The organism is Rhodobacter flavimaris, from assembly GCF_021378075.1.
In the GTDB taxonomy this organism is placed as follows: Bacteria; Pseudomonadota; Alphaproteobacteria; order Rhodobacterales; family Rhodobacteraceae; genus Rhodobacter; species Rhodobacter flavimaris.
Genome location: NZ_JAJUOS010000009.1, coordinates 1 through 16,143 on the forward strand (window position 1 = coordinate 1; position 16,143 = coordinate 16,143).

General features: G+C 64.9%; 17 protein-coding genes, 1 pseudogene and 1 riboswitch. Of the genes and pseudogenes, 15 read left to right on the top strand and 3 right to left on the bottom strand.

Annotation, left to right across the window (positions count from 1 at the left end; genetic code table 11):
- Positions 1-104 (top strand): annotated as a pseudogene (locus LZA78_RS12025) (IS5/IS1182 family transposase); the annotation flags it as partial.
- Positions 105-509: 405 nt separating this feature from the next.
- Here the strand turns inward: LZA78_RS12025 and hemP are convergent.
- The 3 genes from hemP to LZA78_RS12040 all read right to left on the bottom strand — a co-directional run bounded on the left by hemP (position 510) and on the right by LZA78_RS12040 (position 1,871).
- Positions 510-674, bottom strand: coding sequence for a hemin uptake protein HemP (hemP, locus tag LZA78_RS12030; RefSeq protein ID WP_233677186.1), 165 nt, complete (start codon positions 672-674; stop codon positions 510-512).
- Positions 671-835 (bottom strand): hypothetical protein, encoded by a 165-nt coding sequence (locus tag LZA78_RS12035; RefSeq protein WP_233677187.1) that lies wholly within the window; start codon positions 833-835, stop codon positions 671-673. Before LZA78_RS12035 ends, hemP begins: the two co-directional genes overlap by 4 nt.
- 163 nt (positions 836-998) lie before the next feature.
- Positions 999-1,871, bottom strand: coding sequence for a hypothetical protein (locus LZA78_RS12040; protein ID WP_233677188.1), 873 nt, complete (start codon positions 1,869-1,871; stop codon positions 999-1,001).
- A 116-nt stretch (positions 1,872-1,987) separates the two neighbouring features.
- On the opposite strand from LZA78_RS12040, the gene miaB reads away from it, so the two are divergent.
- From miaB to rpsA, 14 genes are all read left to right on the top strand, one after another.
- The gene (gene miaB / locus LZA78_RS12045) at positions 1,988-3,313 is read left to right on the top strand and encodes a tRNA (N6-isopentenyl adenosine(37)-C2)-methylthiotransferase MiaB (RefSeq protein ID WP_233677189.1); all 1,326 of its coding nucleotides are present in this window, start codon (positions 1,988-1,990) and stop codon (positions 3,311-3,313) included.
- A 211-nt stretch (positions 3,314-3,524) separates the two neighbouring features.
- Positions 3,525-4,544 (top strand): PhoH family protein, encoded by a 1,020-nt coding sequence (locus LZA78_RS12050; RefSeq protein ID WP_233677190.1) that lies wholly within the window; start codon positions 3,525-3,527, stop codon positions 4,542-4,544.
- On the top strand, positions 4,525-5,037 hold the full coding sequence (ybeY, locus tag LZA78_RS12055; RefSeq protein WP_233677191.1) for an rRNA maturation RNase YbeY: 513 nt from the start codon (positions 4,525-4,527) through the stop codon (positions 5,035-5,037). The genes LZA78_RS12050 and ybeY overlap by 20 nt, the downstream gene beginning before the upstream one ends.
- A 35-nt stretch (positions 5,038-5,072) precedes the next feature.
- The gene (locus LZA78_RS12060) at positions 5,073-5,963 is read left to right on the top strand and encodes a hemolysin family protein (RefSeq protein ID WP_233677192.1); all 891 of its coding nucleotides are present in this window, start codon (positions 5,073-5,075) and stop codon (positions 5,961-5,963) included.
- 2 nt (positions 5,964-5,965) lie between these two features.
- On the top strand, positions 5,966-7,507 hold the full coding sequence (gene lnt, locus LZA78_RS12065) for an apolipoprotein N-acyltransferase (RefSeq protein WP_233677193.1): 1,542 nt from the start codon (positions 5,966-5,968) through the stop codon (positions 7,505-7,507).
- An 11-nt stretch (positions 7,508-7,518) separates the two neighbouring features.
- Positions 7,519-7,567: riboswitch (SAM-SAH riboswitch) on the top strand.
- Positions 7,568-7,574: 7 nt separating this feature from the next.
- Positions 7,575-8,741: a methionine adenosyltransferase gene (gene metK, locus LZA78_RS12070; RefSeq protein ID WP_233677194.1), complete on the top strand. Its 1,167-nt coding sequence runs from the start codon at positions 7,575-7,577 to the stop codon at positions 8,739-8,741.
- A 160-nt stretch (positions 8,742-8,901) separates the two neighbouring features.
- A complete protein-coding gene (gene queF / locus LZA78_RS12075) occupies positions 8,902-9,366 on the top strand; it encodes a preQ(1) synthase (protein ID WP_233677195.1) in 465 nt (154 codons plus the stop codon).
- Between the two features lie 80 nt (positions 9,367-9,446).
- Positions 9,447-9,893 (top strand): DMT family transporter, encoded by a 447-nt coding sequence (locus tag LZA78_RS12080; protein ID WP_233677196.1) that lies wholly within the window; start codon positions 9,447-9,449, stop codon positions 9,891-9,893.
- A 42-nt stretch (positions 9,894-9,935) separates the two neighbouring features.
- Entirely contained in the window at positions 9,936-10,664 is a 729-nt protein-coding gene (gene trmB / locus LZA78_RS12085; RefSeq protein ID WP_233677197.1) for a tRNA (guanine(46)-N(7))-methyltransferase TrmB, read from the top strand.
- A 68-nt stretch (positions 10,665-10,732) separates the two neighbouring features.
- Positions 10,733-12,076 (top strand): 3-phosphoshikimate 1-carboxyvinyltransferase, encoded by a 1,344-nt coding sequence (gene aroA / locus LZA78_RS12090; RefSeq protein WP_233677198.1) that lies wholly within the window; start codon positions 10,733-10,735, stop codon positions 12,074-12,076.
- Between the two features lie 3 nt (positions 12,077-12,079).
- On the top strand, positions 12,080-12,688 hold the full coding sequence (locus LZA78_RS12095; RefSeq protein WP_233677199.1) for a (d)CMP kinase: 609 nt from the start codon (positions 12,080-12,082) through the stop codon (positions 12,686-12,688).
- On the top strand, positions 12,685-13,632 hold the full coding sequence (locus tag LZA78_RS12100; protein ID WP_233677200.1) for a hypothetical protein: 948 nt from the start codon (positions 12,685-12,687) through the stop codon (positions 13,630-13,632). Before LZA78_RS12095 ends, LZA78_RS12100 begins: the two co-directional genes overlap by 4 nt.
- A gap of 50 nt (positions 13,633-13,682) precedes the next feature.
- Positions 13,683-14,234 (top strand): hypothetical protein, encoded by a 552-nt coding sequence (locus LZA78_RS12105; protein ID WP_233677201.1) that lies wholly within the window; start codon positions 13,683-13,685, stop codon positions 14,232-14,234.
- Positions 14,235-14,424: 190 nt separating this feature from the next.
- The gene (gene rpsA, locus LZA78_RS12110) at positions 14,425-16,107 is read left to right on the top strand and encodes a 30S ribosomal protein S1 (protein ID WP_218630272.1); all 1,683 of its coding nucleotides are present in this window, start codon (positions 14,425-14,427) and stop codon (positions 16,105-16,107) included.
- The last annotated feature ends 36 nt before the right edge of the window (positions 16,108-16,143 follow it).

Below are 16,143 nucleotides of genomic sequence, written 5' to 3' on the forward strand. Positions count from 1 at the left end.
GGCGGTTGAAGGATTGGCGGCGCGTGGCGACCCGATACGACCGGTGCCCGGAAACCTTCTTCTCCACGATCATGCTCGCTGCAACCGTCTTGTTCTGGCTATGAAACTCAATGAGTCTGGACCCTAGCGACAAGGTCCATTAGATCACGCCACGGCGTCACGATGCTATCGAAAAAGCGGATTTGAACGTGATCCAATAGAGCCACCTAATGCTATCTGTGAGTTTCGTGGGAATTTCTTGGCACACTCGAAGCACTAGAGCCAGAAACAACACGCTTGGCGAGGCAACGCAAATCCATTAGCGTTAGCACACAATGACAACACGTCAGGCACACACGGGAAAAAATCACCGGAAAGCCGCGCGGATGTAAGTTATTGATATGGAAAGAAAAAGTGGCGGCGTGGCTCGGTTCGATTTCACCTCAGGTCGCCCGCCGCCCGCTCCAGAAATCCTGAAAATGAATAGGGCCGGCGGGCCGGCCCAGATCAGCGCCGTAGATGGCGCCGGATCATTTCGTCAGGATCAGCTTGCCAGCCCGCGTGATGCGCAGCGTGTAGACCTGCCCGTTCAGAAGGATATGGGCTTGATTTCCTCCGCGTGTCAGCGTCGTCGCATCGTGGATGGGCAGGGCATTGGCCAGGGTGGCCGTGGTGAAGTCTTGCGAAATGGTCATGGCATCCTCTCGATACGGTCCAGCATCATCTCCAGCCCGTCCGCCGACGGGGTAAGCCCGCTGCAGAGCGCCTGCACGAGGTCGCGCAGGGAAAAGCTCGGGTAATCGGTGGATTGCGTTGCGGCCCGCGGAACGGGGCCCGGAAGCGACAAGGTCTTCATGTCCGGTCTCCTAGGGATGGGGGCTCGTCGGGGTGACTGGCGATGCGCATAACCTGAGTTAAAAAATCAGGTTTGTAAAGTCTGATTACTTTTATCGGAATATATTTTGATTCTGCTGCTGGCAGATGCGCGAGTTGCAATTGGGAGAGCTATGCTTTGCTGCTTAGAACCACTGGCCGGGTTCGATCAGGCCGAGGTCCATCAACTGCTGGCTCGACCAGTCGAACCGAACCGAATTGTGCCAGGAGAAATTCTGAACCTCGAAGCTGGAGCCCGGGTTGTATTTCAGCGCCTTGGCGACCCGGAAGGACATCACGGCCGCCGTCAGGTTATGGTGCCAGGGGCAGGCGAAGGTGTTGTATTCCTCGTCGTTGAACGTGTGGTTTGGGCGCAGCTCCAACCCCTTGCGGGAGCGAAACAGCGCGATGCGGTCGATCTTGCGCCGGTTCTGCGGGATGTGCTCGTCAAAGCGCCAGCGCAGCCCGCCGAAGAAATCGAGCTGGCGGTCTTTCGGGTGGTAGTGGTTTGCCGGGTCCTGGCGCGCCAGCGCGTAATAGCCCGAGCGGTCGAGCATCGCGCCTTCACGATCCACGCCGTTCGGGTGCGTGCCCAGATCGGGGGCGTAAAGGTCGATCGCGTAGCACAGCATCGCGTCGCGGCGTTCCTCGGTATGGAAGGCCAGCAACTCGCGCACGTTGCGGGTCTCGCTGAACGGGTAAAAGAGGTATTCGGCGTTGAAGCCGTAATAGAACCACGTCCCCTCGGGGGCGGCGGCGAGCAGCGGGTTGATCAGGCCGGGCAGGGCCTCGGGGCCGCGGGACGCGCAGGGGATGCGGTGGACCTGATCGGCCAGCGTGGCCGGTAGTTCAAGCCCGTCCGGCATGAAGGCGATGAGGGTGCGAAAGCCAAGCCCGATGTGGTGGTTGAGCGTGCTTTCCACCTCGACCGGGTCTTCGACCACGATGATGGCGACCGGCCCCCTGGCCAGTGCCGCCCTGTCCCGTTCCAGAAATGCCGCGAGCGATGCGTGGTTCATGCCTGCCCCTTTTGGCGCCCAGATTGACCATGAGTGCCCCGATTGCAAGCGTGGAAAGGTTGCGGCGCGCGCGGGTTTTGGCTAAAGGGCGCATCTGTTTTAGCCCGGAGGGCCTCATGTCGGATACGCCGAAGAAGCTGCATATCAAGACCTATGGCTGTCAGATGAACGTCTATGACAGCGAGCGCATGGCCGAGGCCATGGGCACCAAGGGCTATGTGCTGACCGACGATCCGGCCGAGGCGGATATGGTGCTGCTCAATACCTGCCACATTCGCGAGAAAGCCGCCGAGAAGGTCTATTCAGACCTTGGCCGCCTGCGCCCGTTCAAGGAGGCCAAGCCGGATCTGAAGATCGGAGTGGCGGGCTGCGTCGCGCAGGCCGAGGGCGAAGAGATCATGCGCCGGATGCCGCTGGTCGATCTGGTCGTGGGCTCGCAGAATTACCACCGGCTGCCCGACATGGTCGCCGCGACCGACCGGGGCGAAAAGCCCGTCGACACCGAATTCCCGACCGAGGACAAGTTCGACCTGCTGCCCGAGCGTCCGCTGAGCGCGCGCCCGACCGCGTTCCTGACGGTGCAGGAGGGCTGCGACAAGTTCTGCGCCTTCTGCGTGGTGCCCTATACCCGCGGCGCCGAGATCAGCCGCCCTGTTTCGCGCATCCTGACCGAAGCCCAGAAACTGGTGAGCAAGGGCGTGCGCGAGATCACGCTGCTCGGCCAGAACGTCAACGGCTACCATGGCGAGGGGCCGGACGGCGACTGGGGCCTGGGCAAGCTGGTGCGGGCGCTGGCGCGGATCGATGGGTTGGAGCGCATCCGCTACACGACCTCGCACCCCAATGACATGACCGACGATCTGATCGCAGCGCATGGAGAAGAGCCCAAGCTGATGCCCTATCTGCATCTGCCGGTGCAGTCTGGCTCGGACCGGATCCTCAAGCTGATGAACCGAAAGCACACCGCCGAGGACTACATTCGTCTGGTCGAACGCATCCGCGCGGCCCGCCCCGACATGATGATGTCTTCGGATTTCATCGCGGGCTTCCCCGGCGAGAGCGACGAGGATCACCGCGCGAGCCTCGATCTGATCCGCGAGATCGGCTACGGCATGGCCTTCTCGTTCAAGTATTCGCCGCGCCCCGGCACCCCCGCCGCGGGGCGCGAGGGGGTGCCCTCGGATGTGGCCGACGCGCGGCTGCAAGAGATCCAGGCGCTGATCACCGAACAACAGCGCGCGGCGCAGCAGGCGATGGTCGGGCGCGACGTGGGCGTACTGTTCGAAAAACCCGGGCGGCTGGAAGGCCAGTGGGTCGGCAAGTCGGACTATCTGCACGCTGTCCACGTCAAGGCCGAGGGGCTGGCACCGGGCGCGCTGCGCCGCGTGCGGATCACGGCGTCGGGGCCGAACTCGCTGGCGGGCGAGTTGCTGGCAGACTGACTTCCGCGCGAAAAGAATCGGGGCGACGCCTTAAAATCGTGCGCGCGTCGCCTAAATATTGGGCATGCCCGCCCAGGGCTTCGTCAGGGCGCCTGTTTTGTTGCAGCTTCGTGAAATCTGCGGATTCCGCGCGGCCCGACAAAACCAATGCTTGCGTGACTCAGGGGTTGGGGGCACCATATCTTTACCAACCTCGGACAGGGAGACGTTCTTGGGCTTCAGCGCGATCACACCCCCGCCTCGCTCTCAGGATGCACACGAGACGCTTCTTGAGTTCCCTGACAACCGGCTGTTGATCGACCTGTGCGGAGAATTTGACCGCAACCTCGCCCAGATCGAACACAAGCTTTCGGTGCATATCCTGCGGCGCGGCAACCAGCTTGCCATCGTCGGAACGCCAGAGGCGCAGGAGCAGGCCGCCGGAGTGCTGAACCAGCTCTATCAGAAGCTCGAGGCCGGGCGTCCAATCGACGCCGGTGAAATCGACGCGACGATCCGCATGGGCGATTTCGGTCATGCCGGCGTGACGATGGACGAGCAGCTCGAGATGTTCGCCGCCGGCAAATACGAGATCCGCACCCGCAAGAAACAGGTGGAGCCGCGAACCGAGGCGCAGAAAGCCTATGTGAAGGCGCTGTTCGAGAATGAGCTGGCCTTCGGCATCGGCCCCGCGGGCACCGGCAAGACCTATCTGGCGGTTGCCGTGGGCGTGACCATGCTGATCGGCGGCCATGTCGACAAGATCATCCTGTCGCGCCCTGCCGTCGAGGCGGGCGAGCGTCTGGGCTTCCTGCCCGGCGACATGAAGGAGAAGGTCGATCCCTACATGCAGCCGCTCTATGACGCGCTGAACGACTTCCTTCCCGGCAAGCAGATGCAAAAGCTGATGGAGGAAAAGCGCATCGAGATCGCGCCGCTGGCCTTCATGCGCGGCCGCACCCTTTCGAACGCCTTCGTGGTGCTTGACGAGGCGCAGAACGCAACGACCATGCAGATGAAGATGTTCCTGACCCGCCTGGGGCAGGGCTCGCGCATGGTGATCACGGGCGACCGCAGCCAGATCGACCTGCCGCGCGGCGTGGCCTCGGGTCTGCAGGATGCCGAGCGGATTCTCGATGGGGTCAAGGGCATCTCGTTCAACTACTTCACTGCCTCGGACGTGGTGCGTCACCCCCTTGTGGCGCGCATCATTGACGCCTATGACCGCGACGATGTTGGAGCCGCTGGTTGACATTCTGATCGAAGACCCGCGCTGGGAGGAGATTGACCTTCCAGCGCTGGCCGAACATGCAGCGCGGGCCGTTCTGGCGGACCGTGGCCTGGACCCCGAGGATTTCGAAATCAGCCTTCTGGGCTGCGACGATGCCCGCATCGCCGTGCTGAACGCCGATTTCCGAGGTAAGGCCAGCCCGACCAACGTGCTCAGCTGGCCGTCGGACGAACGCGCGGCCGAGGATGACGGGGGCGAACCCGACCTGCCCGAGCCGTTCGCGTCCGGCATCCCCGAAGGTTTGGGCGATATCGCCATCGCCTACGAGACTTGCGTGCGCGAGGCGGGCGATCAGGGCAAGGCGCTGCGCGACCATGTGCTGCATCTGCTGGTGCATGGAACGCTTCACCTGCTGGGTTTCGATCACATTCGCGAAGGCGATGCCGCCCTTATGGAAGAAATCGAGGTGCGGGTGCTTGATCGGATGGGGATTCTCAACCCATATGGAGAGTAAGGCCGCCATCTTGGCCGGTTGTTTGGAAAGGACCGATGGGACAAGTCGCTGACGGAGGAGCCTCCGCCAACGCGTCCGTGTCAGAATCTGACGCGGGCGATAGTAGTACAGAACCGCCGTCGCGCGGATTTCTGGGACGCATATTCGAAGTATTTTCCAGCTCTGAGGCTGAACCGACGCCCATGGACGTTCCGGTCACGCCTGCGGTCTTGCCCGGCATGGGTAACCTGCGCCGGATGCGGGTGGGCGATGTTGCCATTCCCAAGGTCGAGATCGTTGCCGTTCCGGTCACCATTGCCCGCGATGAGCTGGTCGAGGTGTTCCGCGCGCAGGGCTATTCGCGCCTGCCGGTGTTCAAGGACACGCTCGACACGCCGCTGGGGCTGATCCACCTGAAAGACCTTGCTCTGGAATACGGCTTCGGCGCCTCGGGTGGGCGCTTCTCGTTGCGCAAGCTGTTGCGGCCGTTGCTTTACGTGCCGCCCTCGATGCCGATCGGGGTGCTTTTGCAAAAGATGCAGGTGCAGCGCATCCACATGGCATTGGTGATCGACGAATATGGCGGGGTGGACGGGCTGGTGACGCTTGAAGACCTCATCGAACAGGTCATCGGCGAGATCGAGGATGAGCATGACGAGGCCGAGGACGGCTACTGGAAGCTGGAGAAGCCCGGCCAGTGGCTGGTGCAGGCGCGCGCTCCGCTGAAGGATTTCGAGGCCGAGATCGGCTTGACCCTCGCCGACCCCGGCGAGGATCAGGATATCGACTCGATGGGCGGGCTTGTCTTCATGCAGATCGGCCGCGTGCCCGCGCGGGGCGAGGTCGTCGTGGGCGAGAACGGTATCGAATACGAGATCGTCGATGCCGACCCGCGCCGCATCAAACGGCTGCGCGTGCGCCTGCCGGGCGTGGCCCCGGCCGAGTGATCATGCGCCTGCCGCGTTTCCTGCTGCCGCCCAAGCGGCCCGGCTGGCGACAGCTGGGCCTTGCGGCGCTTCTGGGCGCGGGTGTCGCGGCAGGGCAGGCCCCTCTTTACTGGTGGTTCGCGGCTTTGCCCGCGCTGAGTGCGCTGATCTATCTGGCGGTGCGCTCGGTCAGCTCCGGCTGGATCGGCTTTGCCGCAGGCTTCGGCTACGCACTTGCTGCGATGTTTTGGATCGTCGAACCCTTCTTCGTCGAGGCTGACCGATACGGCTGGATGGCGCCGTTCGCCCTTGTCCTGATGGCGGCGGGGATGGGGGTGTTCTGGGCGCTGTCGGTTGGGCTTGGCGCCCGACTCGGCGCCGGTCCGGCATTGCGGGCGCTTGGCGCGGCGCTCGGGCTGGTCGCGGGGGATGCGCTGCGGTCTTACGTCTTCACCGGTTTCCCCTGGGTGCTTCTGGGCCATATCTGGATTGACATGCCGGTCGCCCAAGCAGCGGCCTATATCGGCCCCCTAGGGCTAAGCTTGATCACCGCCGCACTGGCGGCGCTGCCTGTTGCGGGGCGCAAGCCGCAGGTTGCGCGCATCGGCATCGCCGCCGCGCTTCTGGGCGTGCTCTGGTGGGGTGGGGCGCAACGGCTGGCCACGCCCGATCCCGCGCGGGCCGAGCCCGTGACCCTGCGCCTTGTCCAACCCAATGCGCCGCAGCACCTCAAATGGCTGCCCGAATACCGGATGGAGTTCTTCCTGCGCCATCTGGCGCTGACCGCGACGCCGCCCGAACAGGGCCAGCCGCGCCCCGACCTGATCATCTGGCCCGAAACCGCCGTTCCTTTCCTGCTGGAGCGCCCGGGCGACGGGCTTGAGATGATCGCCGAGGCGGCCTCGGGCGTGCCGGTTGCGATTGGTGTGCAGCGCGCCGAGGGGCGGCGCTACTTCAACAGCCTCGCCGTGATCGACCCCGAAGCGCAGGTCACGCAGGTCTATGACAAGGTGCACCTAGTGCCCTTTGGCGAGTACATCCCCTTTGGCGATCTTTTCGCGCGCTTCGGGATCGCCGCCTTTGCCGCTCAAGAGGGCAACGGTTATTCGGCTGGCCCCTCGGTGCAGGTGCTCGATCTGGGCCGCCTTGGCCTTGCGCAGCCGCTGATCTGCTACGAGGCCGTCTTTCCGCAGGATATCCGCCGCGCACCGACCCGCCCGGATTGGCTGTTGCAGATCACGAATGACGCTTGGTTCGGCGATCTCTCGGGGCCGTGGCAGCATTTCGCGCAGGCCCGGCTGCGCGCGATCGAGTTCGGCCTGCCGCTCGCACGCGCGGCCAATACCGGCGTTTCGGGGATGATCGACGCGAAGGGTCGCGTGCTGGCAACGCTTGGCATGGGGCGCGAGGGCGTGCTTGATGTGCCGCTCCCGGCTGCCCTTGCGCCTACGCCCTACGCGCGGTTTGGCGATGCGCCGATCCTCGCCCTGATCCTGACGCTTTCAATCATTATTTACCGCCTGCGACAAAGATACCGCGTTGACCCCGGCGCGCAGCGGGTCTAGGCAGTCGCATCGAACCGTCACAACGGCTTCCTGGCGTGGCGGGGTTATATCAATGGAGCACTTCCCCATGGCACGACAAAATTATGTGTTCACCTCCGAGTCGGTCTCGGAAGGTCACCCCGACAAGGTCTGCGACCGCATCTCCGACGCGATCCTCGACGCTTTCCTCGCCGAAGAGCCCAACGCCCGCGTCGCCTGCGAGACCTTCGCCACCACCAATCAGGTGGTTGTCGGCGGGGAGGTTGGCCTGTCGGACAAGGCACGCCTGGCCGAGTTCATGAGCAAGATCGACGGCATCGCCCGCGACTGCGTGAAGGATATCGGCTACGAGCAGGACAAGTTCCACTGGGCGACGCTGCAATTCGCCAATTACCTGCACCCGCAATCGGCCCATATCAGCCAGGGCGTGGACAAGGACGGGGCCGGGGACCAGGGCATCATGTTCGGTTACGCCACCGACGAGACGCCCGAACTCATGCCCGCGCCGATCCAGTATGCCCATGCGATCCTGCGCCGCCTGGCCGAGGCTCGCAAATCGGGCGCCGAACCCACGCTTGGCCCCGATGCCAAGTCGCAGCTCTCGGTGCGCTACGAAAACGGCAAGCCGGTCGGGGTCACCTCGATCGTGCTCTCGACCCAGCACAAATACGAATCCCAGACGTCGGACGATATTCGCCAGATCGTCGAGCCCTATATCCGCGAAGTGCTCCCCGAAGGCTGGATCACCGAGGCGACTGAATGGTGGGTCAACCCTACCGGCACCTTCGTGATCGGCGGTCCCGATGGCGATGCGGGCCTGACTGGCCGCAAGATCATCGTGGATACCTATGGCGGTGCCGCCCCCCATGGCGGCGGCGCCTTCTCGGGCAAGGACCCGACCAAGGTCGACCGCTCGGCAGCCTATGCTGCGCGCTACCTGGCCAAGAACGTGGTCGCCGCGGGTCTCGCGCAGAAATGCCTCATCCAGGTCTCCTACGCTATCGGCGTGGCCAAGCCGCTCTCGATCTATGCCGACACCTACGGCACCGGCGCGGTCTCGGACGAGGAAATCGAGCGCATCGTCGCGCAATGCATGGATCTGACCCCCAAGGGCATCCGCACCCATCTCGACCTGTGCAAGCCGATCTACGCGCGCACGGCGGCATACGGCCATTTCGGCCGCGCCCCCGAGGCCGACGGCGGCTTCAGCTGGGAAAAAATCGACCTGACCGAGGCGCTGAAAAACGCCCTCTGACCTGACGTCACAGGCGCGCAACACCAGGGGAGCCTTCGGGCTCCCCTTTTTATGCAACTATGCCATTCAACGTGGCGCAAATATCCTCGGGGGTGAATGGCCGAAGGCCAGAGGGGGCAGACAGCCCCCTGACGCCCCCGCAACCCGAACCGAGGCCCCGATGGAAAAAACCGATGTCACCGGCCTGACCCAACTCGGTCAGAACGTCTCCGCCCCACAATCGCCCGAAGAGGCGGTGCTCGAACGCGTGCCCGCCTCGCATCCCGGCGCCGATTACTGTGTGCGCTTCACCGCGCCCGAGTTCACCTCGCTTTGCCCGATGACCGGCCAGCCCGACTTCGCCCATATCGTGATCGACTACATCCCGACCGACTGGCTGGTGGAATCGAAGTCGCTCAAGCTCTTCCTCGGCGCGTTCCGCAACCATGGCGCCTTCCACGAGACCTGCTCGGTCGAGATTGCCAAGCGCCTCGTCGATCTGCTCAGCCCGAAATGGCTGCGCATCGGCGCCTATTGGTATCCGCGCGGCGGCATCCCTATTGATGTCTTCTGGCAGACCGGCACCCCACCCGAGGGCGCCTGGATCCCCGATCAGGGCGTCGCTCCCTATCGAGGCCGCGGCTAAGATTGTGCCCCGCACAACCCCGGCCTTGCACGCCGGGGCGATGCGTTGCAGCCTGCCCCCCGGGAGAGAGGGAGGCATTCATGGGCGACGGGTTTCGCTATGCGGCGATCATGCTGGCGGCGGGGATCGGCATTCCGGTCCTTGCGGCGCTGAACGCGCAGCTTGGCACGCGCATCGGCTCGCCGGTCGTTGCGGCAGTGGTGCTGTTTTGCGTGGCGCTCTGCGGCGCGGTGATCGTTATGCTGGTCAGCCACGGCCCCTCGGCCTTCACCCACGTGCCCGCGCAGCCGCGCCATCTGTTCATCGCGGGGCTGCTGGTGTGTTTCTATGTCCTCTCGGTTACCTTCGTCGCGCCCAAGTTCGGCGTCGGCAACGCGGTCTTCTTCGTGCTGCTCGGGCAGATGATTTCCGCCGCGATGATCGACCAGTTCGGGCTATTCGGCGCCATGGTCCGCCCCATTACCGCCCTGCGTGCGGCGGGCATCGGCTTCATGGGGCTGGGGCTTTTCCTGATCCAGAAGGGCTGAGGGCTTGACCTTGCGCGCATCGGGGCGCTAGAGGCCCGCCCCATGAGCGATGAAACCCAGACCCCCGAAACCCCCGAGCCCGAGGCCGCGCGCCCCGAGTGGCGCAATTTCTATGGCCGCCGCGCCGGCAAGACCATGCGCCCGAGCCAGAAGACCTACCTGTCCGAGGATCTCGACTCGCTCACCCCCCGCGGCATCACCCGCGAGGACAACCCCGAGCGCGAAATCATCGACCCCGCCTCGATCTTCGGCAATGACAACCCGATCTGGCTCGAGGTCGGCTTTGGCGGGGGCGAGCATCTGGTGCATATGTGCGCGCGCTACCCGCAGGTGAACATCATCGGCTGCGAGCCTTTCATCAACGGGGTCGCCATGCTCTTGGGCAAGATCCGCGAGGCCGGCGTGACCAATATCGCCGTGCATCCGGGCGATGCGCGCGACCTGATGGATGTGCTGCCCGAGGGCTCGATCGCCAAGGCCTTCCTGAACTACCCCGATCCCTGGCCCAAGCGCCGCCACCACCGCCGCCGGTTTGTGACCCAAGATCACCTCGTGCCGCTGGTGCGTTGCCTGCAACAGGGCGCCGAGTTCCGCGTGGCCACCGACATCCCCAGCTACATGACCCAGGCGCTGCGCGAAGCGCCGAAGGCCGGCTTCGAACTGACCGCCCATTCCGGCACGGCATGGGGCGACTGGATCTCGACCCGTTACGAGCAGAAGGCCCTGCGCGAGGGCCGCACGCCCGATTACGCCACCTTCCGCAAACCCTGAAGTCCGTCAGGGCTTCCGGCCCGCCCGCACATGCGCTAACAGGGGCCGACCAGACGAGGGAGGCAAGCATGTCCGGCCATGGCGATCCTGTTCCGATGATTGCGCGCAAGAGCGCGGCGCTGAAAGGCGTGGCCGAGGTGCCGGGCGACAAGTCGATCTCGCATCGCGCGCTGATCCTTGGCGCGCTGTCTATTGGCAAGACCGAGATCACCGGGCTGCTGGAAGGTCAGGACGTTCTGGACACGGCCAAGGCGATGCGCGCTTTCGGTGCGACGGTCACCCAGCATGGCCCCGGCGCCTGGACGGTCGAGGGCGTGGGCGTTGGCGGTTTCGCCGAGCCCGAGCAGGTCATCGACTGTGGCAACTCGGGTACTGGTGTGCGCCTGATCATGGGCTGCATGGCGACCTCGCCGATCACCGCGACCTTCACCGGCGACGCCAGCCTGCGCAAGCGTCCGATGGGCCGGGTCACCGATCCGATCGCGCTCTTTGGTGCGCAGTCCTATGGCCGTCGCGGTGGCCGTCTGCCGATGACCATCGTCGGCGCCCCCGATCCGGTGCCGGTGACCTACACCGTGCCGATGCCCTCGGCCCAGGTGAAATCGGCGGTGCTTCTGGCGGGTCTGAATGCCCCCGGCCAGACCGTCGTGATCGAGAAAGAGGCGACCCGCGACCATACCGAGCGGATGCTGCGCGGCTTTGGCGCCGAGATCAGCGTCGAGGAAACGCCCGAGGGCCGCGTCATCACCCTTCAGGGTCAGCCCGAGTTGACCGGCCAGACCGTGGCCGTTCCGCGCGACCCAAGCTCGGCCGCTTTCCCGGTCTGCGCCGCGCTGATCGTGCCGGGCTCCGAGATTTTCGTGCCCGGCGTGAGCCAGAACCCGACCCGCAACGGCCTCTTTACCACGCTGGTCGAGATGGGCGCCGACATCGCCTTTGAAAACCCGCGCGAAGAGGGGGGCGAGCCGGTGGCTGACCTGCGCGTGCGTTACTCGTCCCTCAAGGGCATCGAGGTGCCGCCTGAGCGCGCGGCCTCGATGATTGACGAATACCCGGTGCTGTCGGTCGTGGCGGCTTGCGCCTCCGGCACCACCGTGATGCGCGGCGTCAAGGAGCTGCGCGTGAAGGAATCCGACCGGATCGACGCGATGGCGCGCGGGCTTGAGGCCTGCGGCGTGTCGATCGAGGAAGACCAGGATACGCTGATCGTTCACGGCCTTGGCGCGGGCAATGTGCCGGGCGGGGCGACCTGCGCCACCCATATCGACCACCGGATTGCCATGAGCTTCCTCGTGCTTGGCCTTGCCGCACAGCAGCCGATCTCGGTCGATGACGGCTCGCCCATCGCAACCTCGTTCCCGGTGTTCGAGGATCTGATGCGCGGGCTTGGCGCCCAGATCGAGCGGGCCTGAGCCATGGCCTTTACCGTGGCCATCGACGGGCCTGCGGCGGCGGGCAAGGGCACGATCAGCAAGGCCGTGGCCGCGCGCTTCGGCTTTGCCCATCTCGATACCGGGCTGCTGTACCGTGCGGTGGGTGCCAAGGTCGGCGACGGGGCCGAAGCGATTGCGGCGGCGAACAGCCTGAGCACCGACGATCTGGCGCGGGATGATTTGCGCACGCTGGCGGCGGGGCAGGCGGCTTCCAAGGTCGCGGCCATCCCCGAGGTGCGCGCGGCCCTGGTCGAATTCCAGCGCCGCTTTGCCCGTCAGGATGGTGGCGCGGTTCTGGACGGGCGCGACATCGGCACGGTGATCTGCCCCGAGGCCGAGGTGAAGCTGTTCGTCACCGCCAGTGCCGAGGTGCGGGCGCGCCGCCGCTGGCTCGAACTGGGCGGCGAGGCGGCGGATCAACCCTACGAGGCTGTTCTGGCCGAGGTGAAAGAGCGTGACGACCGCGACATGAACCGCGCCGACGCGCCGCTGCGGCCTGCGACAGACGCGCTGATCCTCGACACCTCCGAACTCAGCATCGACGAGGCCGTTGCCCGCGCCGTGGCGGCGATCGAGGCCGCCCGGGCATGAGCCCGGCGCGCGTCATCCTGAACTTGACCCCACGCCTCGAGGCCCAGGTGCGCGAAGCGCGCGTGCCCTCGCTTTATAGCCGCATTCACGACCTGATCGTCCGGCGTGGTGGCACGGTCGGTTTCGGCCCGCCGCGCTGGACGCGTGAGCCCGATGGCGATCTGCATGTGATCGACAACGCGCAAATCCCCGGCCCCGGCCAATTGGCCGCCGCCACCGCCTATCTCGACAAGTTCTGGCATCTCGACCCCGAGGGCGTGCTGGCGCATTCGCGTATCCGCGACCGGGTGTTCGACCCCGAGGCGGTCCCTTCGGGCGACGCGCAGCTCTACTACGATGCACTGCGCGCGCGTTTCGTGCTGCCGCGGATCTCGCGCTACAACCAGCCGCGCGCGGTGCAGACGATCCCAGACGGCGCGATTGCCGTCTTCTTGCAAGGCCCCGCGCCCTATGTCGCCGGGCAGGCCTATCTGGACGCCGACACGATGCTGCGCGTGGTGGCTGCCGGGGCAGGGGGGCGGCCCGTCGTCGTCAAACCGCACCCGCTTTTCGTCGAGGACGGGCGCGTGCTGATCGCCGCATTGCGGGCCGATGGTCTGTCGCTGATCGAAAGCCTTGCCAATGTGCACGACATTCTGGCCGCGGCCTCGGTCACCGTCTCGGTCAATTCCGGCGCGGCGATGGAGGGGTTCTTGCATGGCAAGCCCGCCATCCTCTTCGGTCAAAGCGATTTCTCGCAGATGGTCGAAATCGTGCGCAACCCCGAGGATTTCGTCCCCGCGCTGACACGTGCGCTGGCGACGGCGCGGCCCTATGAGCGGTTCATCCATTGGTATTTCGGCACGCAGTGCCTGTGGCTCGACGATCCGGAACTGGATCGCAAGGTGCTGGCGATCTTTGCCGAGGCCGGCTTCGATGCTGAACGGCTTGGCCTGACGGCTTGATTGCCGTCTGCGCCTATTGATGCCCCGAGGGGCCGCACCATATCAGCATCATGACGCGTCTCATCGCCCTTATGGTTGCCCTTGCCCTGTCGCCTGTCGCGATACAGGCCGAGGAGGCGCGCCCACAGGGGCTGCTTTGGAGCGAAACGGACCTTCCGCGGACCTTTCCGCTGGTGGTGAAGACGGCGCCCGGAGGCGATTATCTTCTGGTGCTGCGCGACCTGGCCAACGGGCAGGATGTTCTGGGCGCCTATATCCGGGGCGGGGAGTTCTTCCGGGTGCTTGTTCCGCCCGGCAGCTACAGCCTGCAATTCGCCGCCGGGATCGAGTGGCAGGGCGAGCAGGCGCTGTTCGGTGAGCGGACCCGGCGCTTCGTGCTTGATCCGCCGCTGCGCTTCGGGGTCGAGGGCGTGGGCCGCAAGCAGGGCAATGTCGTCGATCTGCGCGATCTGGGCGATGTCAGCACCAAGCCCATCGCGCTATGCCAGCGTTTCGCGCTGAACCCCGAGCCGTTCGACCCGCAGGGGGGCAGTCCGCCCGATCCGCAAGAAGACCCCTTCACCGCGCCGGAATACACGCTGCGCAGCCGTATCTGCGACTGACCGGCACGGGCAAAGCACAGCAAAACAAGGCGCGGCGGGGCAATTATGGCTTGCTGCATGGGGGATTCGGGCCTATATCGGCGCGGTCCAGAGGCCCCGGATCGTTCCGCGGGCCGCTTGGGCGTCTTCACAAAAGACCGGCGGAGCCAACCGCATGGCCAGAAAACCCATGTAAAGGAAACTCAGACGCATGTGCGCTAAAGCAACCATGGAAGAATTCGAAGCCCTCCTGAGCGAGAGCCTCGAGATCGACACCCCGAACGAAGGTTCGGTTGTCCGCGGCAAGGTCATCGCCATCGAGGCGGGCCAGGCCATCATCGACGTCGGCTACAAGATGGAAGGCCGCGTTGATCTGAAAGAATTCGCCAACCCGGGTGAGGCCCCCTCGATCGCCGTCGGCGACGAAGTGGAAGTGTACCTCGACCGCGTTGAAAACGCCCGTGGCGAAGCCGTCATCTCGCGCGAGAAAGCTCGCCGCGAAGAAGCCTGGGATCGCCTGGAAAAAGCCTACGCTTCGGAAGAGCGCGTCGAAGGCGCCATCTTCGGTCGCGTCAAGGGTGGCTTCACCGTCGACCTCGGCGGCGCCGTTGCCTTCCTGCCGGGCTCGCAGGTCGATGTCCGTCCGGTGCGCGATGCCGGCCCGCTCATGGGTCTCAAGCAGCCGTTCCAGATCCTCAAGATGGACCGTCGCCGTGGCAACATCGTTGTCTCGCGCCGCGCGATCCTCGAAGAGTCCCGCGCCGAGCAGCGCGCCGAAGTCATCGGCAACCTCTCGGAAGGCCAGGTGGTCGATGGCGTCGTCAAGAACATCACCGAATACGGTGCGTTCGTTGACCTCGGCGGCGTTGACGGTCTGCTGCACGTCACCGACATGGCGTGGCGCCGCGTGAACCACCCGTCCGAGATCCTGTCGATCGGCGAGACCGTCAAGGTCCAGGTCGTCAAGATCAACAAGGACACCCACCGCATCTCGCTGGGCATGAAGCAGCTCCAGAACGATCCGTGGGATTCGGTCGAGTCGAAGTTCCCGATCGGTTCGGTCCACAAGGGCCGCGTGACCAACATCACCGACTACGGCGCGTTCGTCGAGCTGGAAGCCGGTGTCGAAGGTCTGGTGCACGTTTCGGAAATGTCGTGGACCAAGAAGAACGTTCACCCCGGCAAGATCGTTTCGACCTCGCAAGAGGTTGACGTCATGGTGCTCGAGATCGACACCGCGAAGCGTCGCGTTTCGCTCGGCCTCAAGCAGTGCATGCGCAACCCGTGGGAAGTGTTCGCTGAAACGCACCCGGTCGGCACCGTCATCGAAGGCGAAGTCAAGAACATCACCGAATTCGGTCTGTTCGTCGGCCTCGACAACGACATCGACGGCATGGTCCACCTCTCGGATCTGTCGTGGGAACAGCGCGGCGAAGACGCGATCCAGAACTACCGCAAGGGCGACATGGTCAAGGCCGCTGTCACCGAAGTGGACATCGAAAAAGAGCGTATCTCGCTCTCGATCAAGGCTCTGGACGCCGACACCTTCTCGGACGCCGTTGACGGCGTGAAGCGTGGCTCGGTCATCACCGTGACCGTCACCGCGATCGAAGATGGTGGCATCGAGGTCGAGTACAACGGCATGAAGTCCTTCATCCGCCGTTCGGATCTGGCCCGTGACCGCGCCGACCAGCGCCCCGAGCGCTTCCAGGTTGGTGACCACGTCGACGTGCGCGTCGTGAACGTGGACAGCAAGACCCGCAAGCTGGGCGTGTCGATCAAGGCCCGCGAAATCGCCGAAGAGAAAGAAGCCGTGGAACAGTACGGCTCGTCGGACTCGGGCGCTTCGCTCGGCGACATCCTCGGCGCCGCTCTGAAGGGCAACAAGGAGTAATCCTTGCCCTGACTGGCTTGCGCGGCCTCGCCTTCG

Coding starts and splice junctions, on each gene's coding strand:
- hemP (WP_233677186.1), bottom strand. CDS start 674: ATGACCATTTCGCAAGACTTCACCACGGCCACCCTGGCCAATGCCCTG.
- LZA78_RS12035 (WP_233677187.1), bottom strand. CDS start 835: ATGAAGACCTTGTCGCTTCCGGGCCCCGTTCCGCGGGCCGCAACGCAA.
- LZA78_RS12040 (WP_233677188.1), bottom strand. CDS start 1,871: ATGAACCACGCATCGCTCGCGGCATTTCTGGAACGGGACAGGGCGGCA.
- miaB (WP_233677189.1), top strand. CDS start 1,988: ATGTCGGATACGCCGAAGAAGCTGCATATCAAGACCTATGGCTGTCAG.
- ybeY (WP_233677191.1), top strand. CDS start 4,525: ATGTTGGAGCCGCTGGTTGACATTCTGATCGAAGACCCGCGCTGGGAG.
- LZA78_RS12060 (WP_233677192.1), top strand. CDS start 5,073: ATGGGACAAGTCGCTGACGGAGGAGCCTCCGCCAACGCGTCCGTGTCA.
- lnt (WP_233677193.1), top strand. CDS start 5,966: ATGCGCCTGCCGCGTTTCCTGCTGCCGCCCAAGCGGCCCGGCTGGCGA.
- metK (WP_233677194.1), top strand. CDS start 7,575: ATGGCACGACAAAATTATGTGTTCACCTCCGAGTCGGTCTCGGAAGGT.
- queF (WP_233677195.1), top strand. CDS start 8,902: ATGGAAAAAACCGATGTCACCGGCCTGACCCAACTCGGTCAGAACGTC.
- LZA78_RS12080 (WP_233677196.1), top strand. CDS start 9,447: ATGGGCGACGGGTTTCGCTATGCGGCGATCATGCTGGCGGCGGGGATC.
- trmB (WP_233677197.1), top strand. CDS start 9,936: ATGAGCGATGAAACCCAGACCCCCGAAACCCCCGAGCCCGAGGCCGCG.
- aroA (WP_233677198.1), top strand. CDS start 10,733: ATGTCCGGCCATGGCGATCCTGTTCCGATGATTGCGCGCAAGAGCGCG.
- LZA78_RS12095 (WP_233677199.1), top strand. CDS start 12,080: ATGGCCTTTACCGTGGCCATCGACGGGCCTGCGGCGGCGGGCAAGGGC.
- LZA78_RS12100 (WP_233677200.1), top strand. CDS start 12,685: ATGAGCCCGGCGCGCGTCATCCTGAACTTGACCCCACGCCTCGAGGCC.
- LZA78_RS12105 (WP_233677201.1), top strand. CDS start 13,683: ATGACGCGTCTCATCGCCCTTATGGTTGCCCTTGCCCTGTCGCCTGTC.
- rpsA (WP_218630272.1), top strand. CDS start 14,425: ATGTGCGCTAAAGCAACCATGGAAGAATTCGAAGCCCTCCTGAGCGAG.